The sequence below is a fragment of the Pandoraea apista genome (assembly GCF_001465595.2).
In the GTDB taxonomy this organism is placed as follows: domain Bacteria; phylum Pseudomonadota; class Gammaproteobacteria; order Burkholderiales; family Burkholderiaceae; genus Pandoraea; species Pandoraea apista.
The window spans coordinates 4,590,484-4,603,464 of the sequence record NZ_CP013481.2 but is presented as its reverse complement, the minus strand read 5'-3'; the positions used below and the strand labels follow the sequence as shown (position 1 = coordinate 4,603,464).

Genomic DNA, 12,981 nt, shown 5'->3' with positions numbered 1-12,981 from the left:
GAGGAGGAGCGTATGAGTACGGTACGATTTCTGATCAGCCGCCACGACGTCAAACTGAACGTGAGCGGCCTCGTGCACACGCTGCCGGCAGGCAGCATGACCGCTACCAGTTCAGATGCGACGATTGATGCCCCCGGACCCGTGGTGTCTCACGACTTTCATGCCTGCGATCTGCAGGCGTTATATCCGGACGTCGTCGATCTGCTCGATCGCCGCCCGCTCGGCGTCTTTCATCGGCAAGCGGCACGCACGCTGGTCCTCGAGCCCACCATGATGGACGTGGCGATGACGCTGCAAAACGTCGATCGCATGGCAATGCTGCGCTTCTTCTACGTGTACTGTCTCTGTCGCGATCAGCGATATTTCTCTGCGATGTTGCGTCAGACGATTGCCGGCAGCCACTCGCTGTTCGATTTCGTCGAGGCGAATTTTCATCGGCCCTGGCCGGTCGGACGGCTCGCCGAAGAGTTCGGCATGCCACTGCGCAAGTTCCGCTATCTGTTCCAGCAGACGTACGGCATGCCTGCGAAACAGTGGCTGCTCGAACGCCGCCTGCGACTCGCTCGCGATCTATTGCTTTCCACGCGCCACAAGGTGCTCGACATTGCGCTCGAGTGCGGCTTCACCAACCACGCACATTTCACCGACACCTTCCGCAAACGTTTCGACTGCGCCCCGACGGAGATTCGTCTTGGCAACCCGCCGCAGCGCGGCGGACGCCGCGTGGCCATGCCGCGCGCCGATGCCTATGCCGCCATGCGTGCCGATCTGGTAGCCGGCCACGGTGCATTGACGGACGGTGGGGGAGGCGTGCAATGAACATCGAAGAGGTCCATCGCGGCATGTCGGAGGGCGTGCGAGGTGCATCAAACGCCGCGACGCAAGCCTTGAATAACCGGAAAATCGACGACCCCGGACACATGCTCGACGTGCAGTTCAAGATGCAGCAGTATTCCACGATGACCGCGCTGCATAGCGCAACGCTCAAGCTGATCAAGGACACGATGATGGGCATCATCGCCAAGATCGCATGACGCCCGTGAACCCCGCGCTCGGCGACGGCGTTGGGCGTTGGCTGGACGCCCCGGCGCGGCAACGCATCGTCGAGCTGGCAATCGCGGGGGCACATCACGGCATGCGCACCGAGCCCCGCGCGATTCTGCGCGCCTTGCCGTCGCTCGTGACGGATCGGGAAACAAGGCAGTGGTTGCATGTCGCGCTTCTCATCGCACTTGGCGACAAGGGCGCGGCGCGCGCGCATCTGACCGACACGGTTGCTGCCGGGCGCGAGAACGAGGCGGCGACCGGCGTGCTCGCCCGCTGGCTCGATGCGGTGGATGCACGCGATTCAGCATTGGCTTCATCCTCACCCTCGTCTTCGTCCTCCCCCTCGTCTTCGTCTTCCCCTTCCCCTTCCCCTTCTCCGACTCTCTTGTCATGACGACTCTCCCGATCTCCGAAATCGCGGCGCATGTCGCGACGGCGACGCAGCCCGCGAAGGCTGTCCCCCCGGTTTCCGCTGACGGCGACGCCGCTGTGCGCTTCGGTCAGGCACTCGCCAGCGCGCCGTCGCTGCCTGAACATCATCTGCTCAGTGCGGCAGGAAAACTCGCGGGCAATACGGAGCGACTCGCCGAACGCGTGACGCTGGACGAGCGAGCGCTGGCGGATCCGAGCCGCATGCTCGACGTACAGCGTGTGCTGACCGAGCGCGTGCTGGCGCTGGAGTTTGTCGCGAAGGCGGCGGGCGTCACGACGCAGGGTGTGAACAAGCTGGTTCATATGCAATGACACACGGTATTCCCGTCGCTGGCGTTGCGACGATGCTAGGGAAACTCGCAAGGTCTGTCGTCAGGAGACGCTGCCTCGGCCGATGGTGGATCGGTTGTGCGCTCGTGTTCATGCTCGCGGGGTGCAAGGTCGAACTGCATCGCGCGTTGAGCGAGACGGAAGCCAACCAGATGCTGGCGTTGCTGCTTGTTTCCGGATTGCAGGCCGACAAGCGTGCCGACACCGCCGGCATGACGGTTCGTATCGAGCGCGGCGACTTCGTGCGCGGTGTCGAAGTCCTGCGCCAGCACGGTTTGCCGCGTCAGAAACGTGCGTCGGTCGAGGACGTATTCCCGCCGGGGCAACTCGTCAGCTCGCCCGTGCAAGAGCAGGCGAAGCTCACGTATCTCAAGGAGCAGCGGCTGGAGCGCATGCTGGCGGCACTCGACGGCGTGATGGTCGCGGAGGTCTCCATCGCGCAGGTGCCGGTGGACTCGGCGGGGCGCTCGACGTTGCCCCCCGGAGTGGCTGTCTTTGTGAAGTACAGCCCCGAAGTCAACATGGCGCAGCGCATGACCGACATTCGCAGTCTGGTGCACGACAGTGTGCCGGGTGTGACGCCCGAGCGTATCAGCATAGTTTTGCAGCCTTCGGACTATCGGTTGCCGCGAGCGGCCGTCAATGCGTCGTCAGGGGCGCAAGCTGAAGCTGCGGCGAAGGACGGGCGGTGGCGCTCGGCATTGGGGTGGGGCATGGTCGCTGTGGCGAGCCTCGGCCTGTTCGCCGCCGGTGCCGTGGCATGGCGACGGCGGGCGACGTGGATTCAGCGCCTGCGGGCTCAGGGGGTGGGGGTTTCGTGATCTGCCCGCATCACGCTAATGTCAACCAGCTTGCCCGCCTGATCTGGCAGCCGGGCCTGTACATGGACGACGGCTGGTGGCGAGCGTTCGGCATGTCGTCATGGCGGGATACCTATCGGCGGCACGCCGTTTGCCGGGCCCATATCGATCGTCTGCTGATCGCTCGCCGGGGATGGCCCGACACGGTCGCTCGCGATTGCGCGCCGCCCGAGAGTGAGGCAGCGCACGCCGTGTTGCGGCTGGTGCCGAGGTTGCGACGCGTTTCGTTAGCTTACGGCTTACGCATGTTGGGGTGTCCGGACTATCTGTTGCTCGGCGCCTACCGTCGGGCCCTGTCGTCATGGCTCGATACCTGGCAGTGCGACCGTTTGCTGCTCACGCGGCGCGAGTGGCCAACGCGCTCTGCGATTCCGCCCGGCCAGATTGTCGATGCGGCGCTGGCAACGACCGGCGCGTATCTGGACGGTGCTGTGACGCCGCTGGCGGTGGACATGGCGACCGTGAGCAAAGCCGCACGGATCTTGTTGCCACCAGCGGCCGAGGCCGGCCCGACGTCAACCGGCATGCCGGCAACGGACGACATCTGGGCGCGGCTCGTCGCGTTGGAGAAGATGCTATGTATGTCATCGACTTTGCATTGACGACGATCGAAACGATCGATGGCCCTGCGCCTGCGGGACCCGTGATATCCGGCGAGACGGTATCGCGACTGCGCGAGCAGGCGTGTCTGCGGGCCCGATGGATGGCTCAGGCACGCGCCGAACGCGATGCAGCGCTGGCCGAGCGCGAGCAGGCGGGCGTCGACGCACAGCGCTTGCGCGACGCGTGGCAGGACGCCGCGCGGGAGCGCGCTCAACAGGAGGCGGCCGTGCTGGCGGAAGCGGCGCATCGCGAGGCCGTAGCGAACACCGTCGAGTGGCTGGTCGACGAGGCCTTGATGGAGCGGCAGATCATTCATTCGCTTGAGCGCCGTGTGGCGGATGCCCTGACCAGTGCGTTGACGAATTTCGTCGGCACGCTCGACGTCGGCGAACGTTTCGCGCAGCGTGTCGGGCGCGCATTGCCGGGCCTGGTCCGCGAGGGAGCGCTGGTGTTGCGCGTGGCACCGGCACATCTCGATGCCGTGACCGTCGCGCTACGCCATGCCGACATCGTGCTCGCATGCGTGCCGGACGCTTCGCTCGGCGATCGGCAGGGCCGCATTGAGAGCGAATGGGTAACTGTCTGTCTGGATCTCGATGCAGATCTGGCGGCGGTGATCGAGCGCTTGCATGTCAGCCCCAGTCTGGAGATCGCTTATGGTTGAACGTCTGCCGTCCGCTGCCAACACGCTTATTCAGACGCCGCAGCAGAATAAACCACTCGAGCGAATGCTTGCAGACGAGTGGCAGGCGCTGGAAGGTGACGCACGGCCCGTGCGCGGAGGCACGCCCGACGCGCCGGGGCACATCGCGCTGATTGAAGCGGCCATTGCGCAGAACGAAGAGGCGGCCTTCGCCGAGTCGCAGGAGAATCTTAGCTTCGCGCTGGGTATGCGATTCCGTCGCACGGGAGATCGCGACGTAAGCGACGACAAGCCGCGTGCACGGGCCCTGTTCGAGCAGCAAATGCACCGCTTGGCACGCGTGAGCGGCGCGCAGTTCGAGACGCTGCGCGGGCAATTGCGCGATCTTCCTTTCGTCCCCGATCCGCAACTGTTGATCCGTCAGGCGCAAATGTCGGCGGGACACGCGGCGCTGGTCGTCGCGGCCTGGCTTGCCGATAGCGGCCTGGATGCCGGCACCCGCATGCGCTTGCGCCGCGCGCTGGATGAGCTGACGTCTTCCGAGACATGGGCCATCGAAGCCTTCGCGGCGCTGGAGTGCGGCACCGGGGATAACGCGGGCATGGCCTTGTTGGAACAACTCAAATCGCTGTTCCGTCAGTCGCAGGGCCCGCAGCGCTCGCTGACCCAATGGTTTGAAGCGTGCCGGCGCTTTGGGCAGCGCCGTGCGCGATTGCGTGCGCTCATGCAGGCATTGGGTCTGGAATTGGGCGCGGAACGGGCCGATGCAGACACGCAGCGTCTTGCTGCCGTCGTCGACGATCTTCGCCGGGTCGTGCTGTTCCTCACGCTGGAGTCGGCGTGTGAGCAATCGGCACAGGCCATACGAGCCACGGGTTGCCGTGTGTTCGACACGGACACCATGATTGCCGAAGTCCTGACGCTGCTGGATCAACCCTGGGTAGGCGCCGAATGGCTGGCGCAACGCGCCGCCCATCTGGGCGTGGCGACGCTCGACTCACGCTACGCACTCTCGCGCGAACTGACGCGGCTGATCAAGTCGGCACACGACGGTTGTTTCCGCGACGAGACGCAACGCGAAACACTTGGCGAGGCGCTCGATGTCTGGCGCACGGAGATCGCGCAGGAGGGCGACGCGTCCGGAAGGTAGCGGGAAGAGAAGTAGGAAGAAGGGGGGCGGTAGCGAATGGCGCACATCGAATGCGCCAGTATCTGCCGGGGCTGCCGATCAGGCGCGCAAATGTTCCCGGCAGAGTTTGATACGGTCATAGAAATCGGTGAGCGCCTGCGCAAACGGCTCGGCCTCGGCGGCGGTTTTCTCTTTGACTTGCGCGTGAAGAATGAGGCGGTTGTCGCGCTCGCTCAACTGCACATGACCGGTAACAGCCCATTCCGCCGGTTCGATAAGGAACTGCAACAGGCGCTCGCTGTTTGCGCGGTGCAGCCGCGCGGCTTCGTCTGTGGCCACCACGGCGTGAATACTGCACACCTTGTCTTCCAGCGTTTCCACAATGATGTTTGGCGACGCGTTGAAAGTCAGTTCGATTGGCGAGTGATTGTCGACGGCATTGATCTTGCCGGGGTCGCAGCCGATCAACTTCAGAGCTTCGACGAGAGTTTGCGCTAGGTCGTAACTTGGCATGATTTGCGTAGAGAGTGGAAAAAATCGACAGGTGCCCGAACGAGCGTTTTTCAGCGTGACCGGAATGCGACCCGTTCGCGCGGGCGCGCGCGATGCCGAAGGTTCTCACGAGCCCATCGCGCAGACTTTGGTCGGGCGATCCCGGTTATGGCTTCTGCGCACACTTGATCCAAGAGCGTATCCCGCACCGGCCGCCCTCGTACTCATGACGATCGTCCGTACGACGTGCGATACCGTCGCGCCATGCACTCCAGAATCGCACCGGCAGCCTGCACGGCTTGCATTTGTGTTTGCGCCAGCGCGTGCTCTGTCGGCGTGAGCGGCGTGTTCAGGGCTTGCTGCAACGACCGGCGTGCGGCGTCGAGTTGCGCGCCGACCTCACGGGCGACGGGTTCGGGAGACGCCGCGAGTTGGTCTTCAAACCGGGTCAGACGAATCGCCATGCACATTCTCAGCAGTCAGAGGTAAGTAAAAAAGCCGGTCGTGCGCGCTGATCGACACCCCGTCGGGATGAATGGCGAGCACGCGTGTGCCGCCCGGCAAGCGCACGCCTTGTGCAAGACGCGTGCCGTCGGCGAGCGTCAGTTGAGGCGCGTCGGGAGACCCGCCAATGCTCACTAGGGGAGCGGAGAAGCCCGTGTCGCCCAACGTCGGTGTCGGCGCAGGTAATGGTTCGATGCGCACGGGCCTTGCGTCAGCGGTCCTATTCCAGGTGTCGACTACGCCCTTCAACGACGCGAGACGCCCTGCCGTCAGCGCCCCCGTGAGACGCCATCCATCGCGGTCGCGCGACACGTCGATGCCGCGCAACTGCCCGGCCTCTCGCAGCGTCTTTACCAACTGCTCGAAGCTCTGGCCGGCGCCTTGCGCGACACGCCAGCCATGAGGTAACGCGAGCGCGTCGAGGGCGTCGGACGCCGTGCGCCAGCGCGCATCGGCGACAAAGGGCCCGCTGACGACGACTTCGCCATCCGGCGCCACATTCACCCGCGCATGGCCGAAACCGTGCAGGCGCAGCAAGGTGTGCACCGTTTTCACCGAGTCTTCCGGACACCAGGTCTCGTCATTCATCACCTTCCCCTGCCAGCGGGCCTCGGCGCGCAGGCGCGCTCGCGTGCCCTCGTCGATGCAGCCACCGGTCAGGCGCACGGCGTCGCCCGTCGTATTCAGTGCGACGTGAGGCGCGATGTGTGCAGCGAGTGTTTTCAGCACGTCGGGGTGAGGCGGCGGGGAAATGACGTTGGCCGTTCCCGTGCGCCAGATCGCTGCGCCGGCGGCCGCGATCAGCAACGACATGCCGGTGACGGCGATCCACGCTGCCGTACCGCGTCTGCTTCGTGCGACGACTGCCGGCGCTCGCGGCGATGGGATGCCCGCGGCGCGACGCGCCGGGCGCTTCGGTGTAGGGGACGGCATGTCTTGCGTACCGTCGGCGAGCCACATGCCCAGCCCCGCGAGGTCGATCGCGGTGTGCAGCGGCAGTACCGGGAGATCGACAGTGTCTTCGTCCGCGGGCAGGCGCGGTACGCCTTCTACCCAGAGGGGGGCCGCAGTCACGAGCCGTACGCCGTCGCTGTCGACGTGAAGCTCGATCCGGGCGTCCTGCTCGAGCGCCATGGCAATGTCGGCATCGCCGTGGCCGATGGTGAGCGGCCCCGGCGGCAGCGGCATGGGACGTCCCGCGAGCGGACCGTCGAGTAGCGTCAGCGTCAGCATCGTCATGCGCCCGGCACGTCTGCCGCCGGCTCGGCCTTGATCAGGAACAGACGCATGACGCTGTCGTTCCGGTTGCTTGTCGAGCTGAACAGACGCCCGATGAGCGGCAGATCTCCCAAGAACGGAATCTTGCGCTCGTGCTCTTGTTGTGTGTCTTGCACGAAGCCGCCAAGCAACAGGCTTTGTCCGGCCTGTAGGGTGGCATGCGTCGATATCGAGGAGTTACGGATGGTCGGGACTTCGTTGCGCGCACTGCGTTCGCTGCGCACTTCGCCACCGTCTTCGATATTGAGGGTGAGCATCACCTGCTCGCGCCCGAGATCGTGACCTTCGCTGGGCACGAGTCGCGGTGTCACGCGCAATAGCGAGCCCGATGTCACGCTTTCCAGTTTGGCGACCTTCTCGCCAGAGACCTTGGTGTAGAAAGTCACGCTCCGATCGAGCACGGCCTGCATATTGTCGAGCGTAACGATGGACGGCCGGGAGAGCACGCGCGCCTTGGAGTTTCGTTCCAGTGCGTTCAGATTGATCATGAACTTGTTGGTGTCGCCGACCACCGTTGTGAACGTGCTGCTGTCGCCGTCGTGTAACTGTCCGTTGAGCGAAACGGCACCGAAGCCGCCGATACGCGCACGGCCCGAGAGGTCGACGCCAAGCTCGGCAATGTCGCTGGCGTTGATGTCGATGATCGCCACGGAGATGTCGACCAGCCGGGGCTGGATGTCGAGCTGAGCGATCAGGTCGCCATAGAGGGGCAAGTTCTGTCGGCGCTCGCGCACGATGACCGCATTGCGACGCGGATCGGCCGAGAAGCGAGGCGTACCGGTTCGGGAAGCGGGCGCGGCGGTGGCAGGCGTATCGGCGGTCGTGGGCGCTGCGGCCGTGACGACGAGTGGACCGGCGCCGAGAATCAGATCCTTCAGTACGCTGACGACGCCAGGTACCACCACTTCCTGCCCGCGATAAAAGTACCTCGTGTCATCCGCCGTGGCGAATTTCAGGGGAAATATCTTGATGGTCTCTTCGCTCTCCTGCTGATCGCGAGCGTCGCGTTCGAGGTATTCGGCGAGCATCGATACCGCTTCGATGCAGGCAGGAACGCCGGCAATTTCAAGGGCGTGTGTCGCCGGAATCGCCCGTGCGACGCAGTGCCGCGGGTGTAACACCCCGGCGTTGCGAAGATGCCCGAGCAAGTCGCCGGGCGACGCGTGACGCAGCGACATGACGCGTCTTGTCGCCTCGCTGGACTTATAGATGTTCAGCGTCTGGCCGTTGAAGTACCACGAAAGCCGATAACGTTCCGATAGCGCGTCGAGCGTGGCTTGTGCCGTGCCCGCAGGCAGCGTGCCGATGAAGCGATCATCGACCTGCGCGCTTACCGACGTCGGAATGCCGTGATGGGCGCCGAAGTCGCGCAACAACTCTGTGAGCGGCGTGCCCGCGCTCTGAAAGACGAACGGGCCGCCGCGCCACTCGGGGGTGACGGACGACACCTTGGAGGGGGGCGCGGCGACCGGCGCGGGCGATGACGCGATGACCGGGGCCATCGGAAGCCACCCGCCTAGCGGGGCGACGACACATAGCGCGAAGCGTTTGAGGTGAGGCCGCATGATCAGCAACGGCGCAGCGCGTGAAGACGCCGGCTCGCGTCTGCGGCAGCAAGGGCGTTGGACATCGGCGAAGGGGGATGCGTGCGCATTCCTTGCGACGCCACCATCGTGCAAGCCAGAAGCTGGCGGCGAAGTTGCGCTTCCACGCGCGCCGCCGGTTCGCTGGCGTCGAAGCGGTGAACCCACCAGAGCACGTCGTTTGCGATGCACAGACTGTCGTCGCGCAGTGCCGGTTGACCCGCGATCACGAGCGAGAGACGCATGAGCCAGCGTGAGAGCGTGGTGTCGCCGTCGAGCGCCGTCGCGAGCGGCTGTGTGTGCGGCGCTTGCGCATCGGCCGGCAGCGTCACCGCCGTCGCCACGCAGTAGCCGCCGCTGGCGGGACAGGTCCAGCCGCGTTGACCGTCGAGATCAAGCGCAATGCGCGCACCTTGTACGTCGCGCGGAGCAATCCAGTCGAGAGCGGCAAGCGCAAATGGCAAACGCATAGGTATCTGAAGGAGGCATGCAAGGGACGGGGAACGAGGTGCGTGCGGCATCGATGCGGTATCGGAAAACACATGGCATTGCCTGGCGTCGCCGATCGATATGGCGCCGTTCACGGATCGTCATTATCAAGCGTTGTGTTGATGCCGCCATCCGGCGCAGACCTGAAGTCGACGTCGAAGGTCGTGGTTTGCGATGTTTTCCCATGGCGGGCGGCAGGCGACGACACAAGTTTCGAGCGACTTGCACGAAATCGAAAGGATGTGGGCAAAAATCCGCATGAACGCTAATGACTAACAATCGAGGAGCTGCGAATGGCGGGGTGTATCGGTGTCATCGTTGTGGAGGATCACGAATTGCTGGCCGACGGTCTGTGTCATCTGATCGAACAGGATCTCGGGTGGTGTGTGCTGGCGAGAGTGGACAACGGACTTGACGTGTACCGGGCCTGCGTAGTGCATCGCCCCGCCCTGATGATGCTCGATCTGGGACTGCCCGGCATGGACGGCGTGGACGTGATCAGGCAGTGCGCCCAGCGCTGGCCGGAACTGCGCATCGTGGTCAACTCCGCGAGCGACGACAGCGAGCGGGCACGTCAGTCGCTGGAAGCCGGCGCAGCGGCCTTCGTGCTCAAGAGCAGCGCCCGCGAGACGTTGATCCATGCGGCTTGTCAGGCGATACGTGGCGAGCGTTTCGTCGACCCGGCAGTGTTCGGTGGTATGCACGACCCGTCGCGCATGTCGCCTACGCCGCGACCGTGCGCCGTCGAGATGCCGGAACGGTTGCTGACGCTGCGTGAGCGTCAGGTGCTCAAACTTGTCGCGGAGGGCCAACGCAACCGTGACATCGCGCAACTGCTTTCGATCAGTGTGAAGACCGTCGAGACGCACCGTCTGAACATGATGCGCAAGCTCGACGCGCACAACGTGGCAGACATCGTGAACTGGGCGCATCGCTTGCGAATGATGTTGTGACGCGCTAGATCTTTCCCGGCGCAACACCCATCGCCGCGATACCTGCCGCGAAATTCAGGTCTGCGCCGGATAGCCGCGGCGGCGGTGAATAGGAGACCATGCCCGCTGCCGCTTTCCGAACGTTCACCCCGCCCGGCAGTCTCTGCCAGCTCGATGCCAACGCCAGACCGCCGATGGATACTCAGACCCAACGCAAGCTTGAGTTGCTCTTCGAATTGCTGGCGCTGCCGCCGCAACGCGTGGCGCCGCGCATGCGGATTGCGCTGGCCCCTTGCGTGCTGATGACAGAGGCAGACACGCACGGCGTGACGTTGGTGCTTGCGCTCATTCACCGCGTTGAGCGCGCACAACGCTGGCTCCCCCTGCTAATGCAAACCTGCGCCCCGGAGTGGAGCTTCGGCATTCCCGTGCGGGCGTGCGTCGCGCAGGGGCGTCCAATGCTGATCGCCAGTCCGCCGGCCAGTGCCAACTTTCAGGCCGTCGAGTGGTTGTCGTGCGTCACCCGAATGCGCCGGCTGCTTGAGCGTATCGACGCTCAACAGCAGCGGGAGACCCGTCCATGACGCGGCTCATGACGTGGCTCCGGCTCGCGGCGGGCCGGCAGGATATTGTGCTGGCCGGACTGCTGCTGGTCACGGTCCTGATGATCATCATCCCGATGCCGCCGTGGGTGATGGACTTGCTCATCGCACTCAATCTCGGCTTGTCGCTGCTGCTGCTGATGGTGGCGCTCTATATCAACGAGCCGCTCGACTTCTCGGCGTTTCCTTCCGTGTTGCTGATGACCACGCTGTTCCGGCTGGGGCTGACGATTAGCACGAGCCGTCTGATTCTGCTGCACGCCGACGCGGGCGACATCGTCTACACGTTTGGCGATTTCGCCGCGGGAGGGAACATCGTCGTCGGCATGATCGTCTTCCTGATCATTACCGTCGTGAACTTCATTGTGATCACCAAGGGTTCCGAGCGTGTCGCAGAGGTCGGGGCGCGTTTCTCGCTCGACGGCATGCCGGGCAAGCAGATGAGCATTGACGGCGATCTGCGCGCGGGCACCATCGATGCCGCCGAGGCCAAGCGCCTGCGACGCACGGTGCAGAAAGAAAGCCAGTTCTACGGTGCGATGGACGGGGCGATGAAGTTCGTGAAGGGCGACGCCATCGCGGGGCTCGTCATCATCGTCGTGAATCTGCTGGGGGGCATCGGCGTTGGCGTTTTCATGCGAGGCATGAGTGCCGGCGATGCGGCCGCGATCTACGCGATTCTCTCCATCGGCGACGGGCTCGTATCGCAGATTCCCGCACTGCTCATCTCGGTGACGGCGGGGATCATTGTGACGCGGGTGCCCGGCGAACAGCGTCGCAATCTGGCGCGCGAACTCACCGATCAGCTTGCCGCACAACCACGCTCGCTCACGTTGGCGGCTGTTGTGCTTGTGTTGTTCGGCCTGATTCCCGGCTTTCCGATGCATTACTTCCTGTTGCTTGCAGCGCTGGCGGGCGCGGCCTCGTGGTGGGCGGGGCGCCTCGCGCGCGAGGGCAAAGGAGCGAAAGACGCCGACGGCGCAGACGCCGGCGACGCCAAGACAACGAAGGGCGGCCGCCCGGGGGCTCAGCCGCTGTTGGTGCGCGTGAGCGCTGCGCTGACCGATGCGGACGGCAGCACGACGGCGCTTGCCGCGTGCATCGATGCGCTGCGCGAGAAGAAGTTCGAGCAGTTCGGCGTGCCGATGCCGGAGGTGAAGGTCGACGTCGACAAGACGTTGGCGGCCGGCACGCTGGACATTCAGCTCTATCACGAGAGTGTAATGACCGTCGACGTGCCTCCCGACGTTGCGCTCGCTCAACCCGACGCCACCCATCCGATACGTAAATTGCGAGGGCTCGACGCCGGGGCGCCGCGCGAAACGCCGCTGCCATTCGGCGGTCAGGTGTTGTTCTGGCTCGACGCCACACAGCGCGAGGCGTGGCAGGCGCAGGGCGGTACGGTCATCGAGGGGGCGGAGCGCGTGGCCCACTGCGTATCGCTGGTCATCGATGCCCACGCGGCCGATTTCCTCGGTGTGCAGGAAGCGCGTTTCCTGATGGACGCCATGGAAGATCGTTACGGCGAACTCGTCAAGGAGCTGCAACGTCAACTGCCGATCAGCCGGACGGCGGAGGTGTTGCAGCGGCTGGTGGCGGAGGGGGTGTCGATCCGGGACCTGCGCAGGGTCTTCGAAGCGTTGATCGAATGGGCGCCGCGCGAGCGCGATCAGATCATGTTGACCGAGCATGTGCGGCTAAGCCTGCGGCGTCACATTACGCGACGCTTTCGCCGTGGCACCGAGCACATCACGGGATGGAACGTCGGACGCGGCATCGAAGACACCGTACGCGCTGCCGTGCGGCAGACGTCGTCGGGGTCCTACGCCGATCTGAATCCCACACAGACCGACGCGATCATGGGCGCGATCGACGACGTGCTGAAGGAGCACGATGGTACGCCCGCGGTCCTCTTCACGGCGATGGATGTGCGTCGCTTCATGCGCAAGCTGATCGAGCGCGATCGCGCGGATCTGCCTGTTTTGTCGTTCCAGGAAGTGGCTGACGAGCCGCACGTTCGTGTGCTCGGCACCATCGACGTACAGGGGGCGTTCTGA

Annotated in this window: 16 protein-coding genes; 11 read left to right on the top strand and 5 right to left on the bottom strand. The window is 64.7% G+C overall.

Annotation, left to right across the window (positions count from 1 at the left end; translation table 11 throughout):
• Nucleotides 1-12 precede the first annotated feature (12 nt).
• The 8 genes from AT395_RS20775 to AT395_RS20740 are packed head-to-tail and all read left to right on the top strand — an operon-like array spanning nucleotide 13 to nucleotide 5,065.
• Nucleotides 13-819 (top strand): helix-turn-helix transcriptional regulator, encoded by an 807-nt coding sequence (locus AT395_RS20775; protein ID WP_052765500.1) that lies wholly within the window; start codon nucleotides 13-15, stop codon nucleotides 817-819.
• Nucleotides 816-1,034, top strand: a complete 219-nt coding sequence (gene sctF, locus AT395_RS20770; protein ID WP_042114663.1) for a type III secretion system needle filament subunit SctF — start codon at nucleotides 816-818, stop codon at nucleotides 1,032-1,034. Before AT395_RS20775 ends, sctF begins: the two co-directional genes overlap by 4 nt.
• On the top strand, nucleotides 1,031-1,441 hold the full coding sequence (locus AT395_RS20765; protein WP_048628799.1) for a DUF1039 domain-containing protein: 411 nt from the start codon (nucleotides 1,031-1,033) through the stop codon (nucleotides 1,439-1,441). Before sctF ends, AT395_RS20765 begins: the two co-directional genes overlap by 4 nt.
• The gene (gene sctI, locus AT395_RS20760; protein WP_048628800.1) at nucleotides 1,438-1,791 is read left to right on the top strand and encodes a type III secretion system inner rod subunit SctI; all 354 of its coding nucleotides are present in this window, start codon (nucleotides 1,438-1,440) and stop codon (nucleotides 1,789-1,791) included. The genes AT395_RS20765 and sctI overlap by 4 nt, the downstream gene beginning before the upstream one ends.
• A 32-nt stretch (nucleotides 1,792-1,823) precedes the next feature.
• Nucleotides 1,824-2,630, top strand: coding sequence for a type III secretion system inner membrane ring lipoprotein SctJ (gene sctJ, locus AT395_RS20755; RefSeq protein ID WP_167370746.1), 807 nt, complete (start codon nucleotides 1,824-1,826; stop codon nucleotides 2,628-2,630).
• A complete protein-coding gene (locus tag AT395_RS20750) occupies nucleotides 2,627-3,271 on the top strand; it encodes a type III secretion system domain-containing protein (RefSeq protein WP_048628801.1) in 645 nt (214 codons plus the stop codon). Before sctJ ends, AT395_RS20750 begins: the two co-directional genes overlap by 4 nt.
• Nucleotides 3,247-3,936: a hypothetical protein gene (locus tag AT395_RS20745; RefSeq protein ID WP_048628802.1), complete on the top strand. Its 690-nt coding sequence runs from the start codon at nucleotides 3,247-3,249 to the stop codon at nucleotides 3,934-3,936. Before AT395_RS20750 ends, AT395_RS20745 begins: the two co-directional genes overlap by 25 nt.
• Nucleotides 3,929-5,065 carry a TyeA family type III secretion system gatekeeper subunit gene (locus AT395_RS20740; RefSeq protein WP_048628803.1) on the top strand — a complete coding sequence of 379 codons (1,137 nt, stop codon included), beginning with the start codon at nucleotides 3,929-3,931 and terminating at the stop codon, nucleotides 5,063-5,065. Before AT395_RS20745 ends, AT395_RS20740 begins: the two co-directional genes overlap by 8 nt.
• Nucleotides 5,066-5,143: 78 nt before the next feature.
• Here AT395_RS20740 and AT395_RS20735 read toward each other — a convergent pair whose 3' ends face one another.
• The 5 genes from AT395_RS20735 to AT395_RS20715 all read right to left on the bottom strand — a co-directional run bounded on the left by AT395_RS20735 (nucleotide 5,144) and on the right by AT395_RS20715 (nucleotide 9,371).
• Nucleotides 5,144-5,557 (bottom strand): InvB/SpaK family type III secretion system chaperone, encoded by a 414-nt coding sequence (locus tag AT395_RS20735; protein ID WP_042114669.1) that lies wholly within the window; start codon nucleotides 5,555-5,557, stop codon nucleotides 5,144-5,146.
• A 203-nt stretch (nucleotides 5,558-5,760) separates the two neighbouring features.
• The gene (locus tag AT395_RS20730) at nucleotides 5,761-6,000 is read right to left on the bottom strand and encodes an EscE/YscE/SsaE family type III secretion system needle protein co-chaperone (protein WP_042114671.1); all 240 of its coding nucleotides are present in this window, start codon (nucleotides 5,998-6,000) and stop codon (nucleotides 5,761-5,763) included.
• Nucleotides 5,975-7,279, bottom strand: coding sequence for a type III secretion system inner membrane ring subunit SctD (gene sctD, locus AT395_RS20725; RefSeq protein ID WP_048628804.1), 1,305 nt, complete (start codon nucleotides 7,277-7,279; stop codon nucleotides 5,975-5,977). The genes AT395_RS20730 and sctD overlap by 26 nt, the downstream gene beginning before the upstream one ends.
• A complete protein-coding gene (locus AT395_RS20720; RefSeq protein ID WP_053086355.1) occupies nucleotides 7,276-8,820 on the bottom strand; it encodes an EscC/YscC/HrcC family type III secretion system outer membrane ring protein in 1,545 nt (514 codons plus the stop codon). Before AT395_RS20720 ends, sctD begins: the two co-directional genes overlap by 4 nt.
• 65 nt (nucleotides 8,821-8,885) lie before the next feature.
• Complete coding sequence (locus tag AT395_RS20715) at nucleotides 8,886-9,371, bottom strand: hypothetical protein (protein WP_048628805.1); 486 nt, start codon at nucleotides 9,369-9,371, stop codon at nucleotides 8,886-8,888.
• A 312-nt stretch (nucleotides 9,372-9,683) separates the two neighbouring features.
• Between AT395_RS20715 and AT395_RS20710 the strand changes: the two genes are divergently transcribed.
• From AT395_RS20710 to sctV, 3 genes are all read left to right on the top strand, one after another.
• Entirely contained in the window at nucleotides 9,684-10,343 is a 660-nt protein-coding gene (locus tag AT395_RS20710; protein WP_042114674.1) for a two component system response regulator, read from the top strand.
• Nucleotides 10,344-10,441: 98 nt separating this feature from the next.
• Entirely contained in the window at nucleotides 10,442-10,906 is a 465-nt protein-coding gene (locus AT395_RS20705; protein WP_042114676.1) for a hypothetical protein, read from the top strand.
• A complete protein-coding gene (gene sctV, locus AT395_RS20700; RefSeq protein WP_048628806.1) occupies nucleotides 10,903-12,981 on the top strand; it encodes a type III secretion system export apparatus subunit SctV in 2,079 nt (692 codons plus the stop codon). The genes AT395_RS20705 and sctV overlap by 4 nt, the downstream gene beginning before the upstream one ends.

What these genes read in the sequence shown, in the direction of transcription:
- AT395_RS20775 (WP_052765500.1), top strand. Translation starts at nt 13, where the DNA reads ATGAGTACGGTACGATTTCTGATCAGCCGCCACGACGTCAAACTGAAC.
- sctF (WP_042114663.1), top strand. Translation starts at nt 816, where the DNA reads ATGAACATCGAAGAGGTCCATCGCGGCATGTCGGAGGGCGTGCGAGGT.
- AT395_RS20765 (WP_048628799.1), top strand. Translation starts at nt 1,031, where the DNA reads ATGACGCCCGTGAACCCCGCGCTCGGCGACGGCGTTGGGCGTTGGCTG.
- sctI (WP_048628800.1), top strand. Translation starts at nt 1,438, where the DNA reads ATGACGACTCTCCCGATCTCCGAAATCGCGGCGCATGTCGCGACGGCG.
- sctJ (WP_167370746.1), top strand. Translation starts at nt 1,824, where the DNA reads ATGCTAGGGAAACTCGCAAGGTCTGTCGTCAGGAGACGCTGCCTCGGC.
- AT395_RS20745 (WP_048628802.1), top strand. Translation starts at nt 3,247, where the DNA reads ATGTATGTCATCGACTTTGCATTGACGACGATCGAAACGATCGATGGC.
- AT395_RS20740 (WP_048628803.1), top strand. Translation starts at nt 3,929, where the DNA reads ATGGTTGAACGTCTGCCGTCCGCTGCCAACACGCTTATTCAGACGCCG.
- AT395_RS20735 (WP_042114669.1), bottom strand. Translation starts at nt 5,557, where the DNA reads ATGCCAAGTTACGACCTAGCGCAAACTCTCGTCGAAGCTCTGAAGTTG.
- AT395_RS20730 (WP_042114671.1), bottom strand. Translation starts at nt 6,000, where the DNA reads ATGGCGATTCGTCTGACCCGGTTTGAAGACCAACTCGCGGCGTCTCCC.
- sctD (WP_048628804.1), bottom strand. Translation starts at nt 7,279, where the DNA reads ATGACGATGCTGACGCTGACGCTACTCGACGGTCCGCTCGCGGGACGT.
- AT395_RS20720 (WP_053086355.1), bottom strand. Translation starts at nt 8,820, where the DNA reads ATGGCCCCGGTCATCGCGTCATCGCCCGCGCCGGTCGCCGCGCCCCCC.
- AT395_RS20715 (WP_048628805.1), bottom strand. Translation starts at nt 9,371, where the DNA reads ATGCGTTTGCCATTTGCGCTTGCCGCTCTCGACTGGATTGCTCCGCGC.
- AT395_RS20710 (WP_042114674.1), top strand. Translation starts at nt 9,684, where the DNA reads ATGGCGGGGTGTATCGGTGTCATCGTTGTGGAGGATCACGAATTGCTG.
- AT395_RS20705 (WP_042114676.1), top strand. Translation starts at nt 10,442, where the DNA reads ATGCCCGCTGCCGCTTTCCGAACGTTCACCCCGCCCGGCAGTCTCTGC.
- sctV (WP_048628806.1), top strand. Translation starts at nt 10,903, where the DNA reads ATGACGCGGCTCATGACGTGGCTCCGGCTCGCGGCGGGCCGGCAGGAT.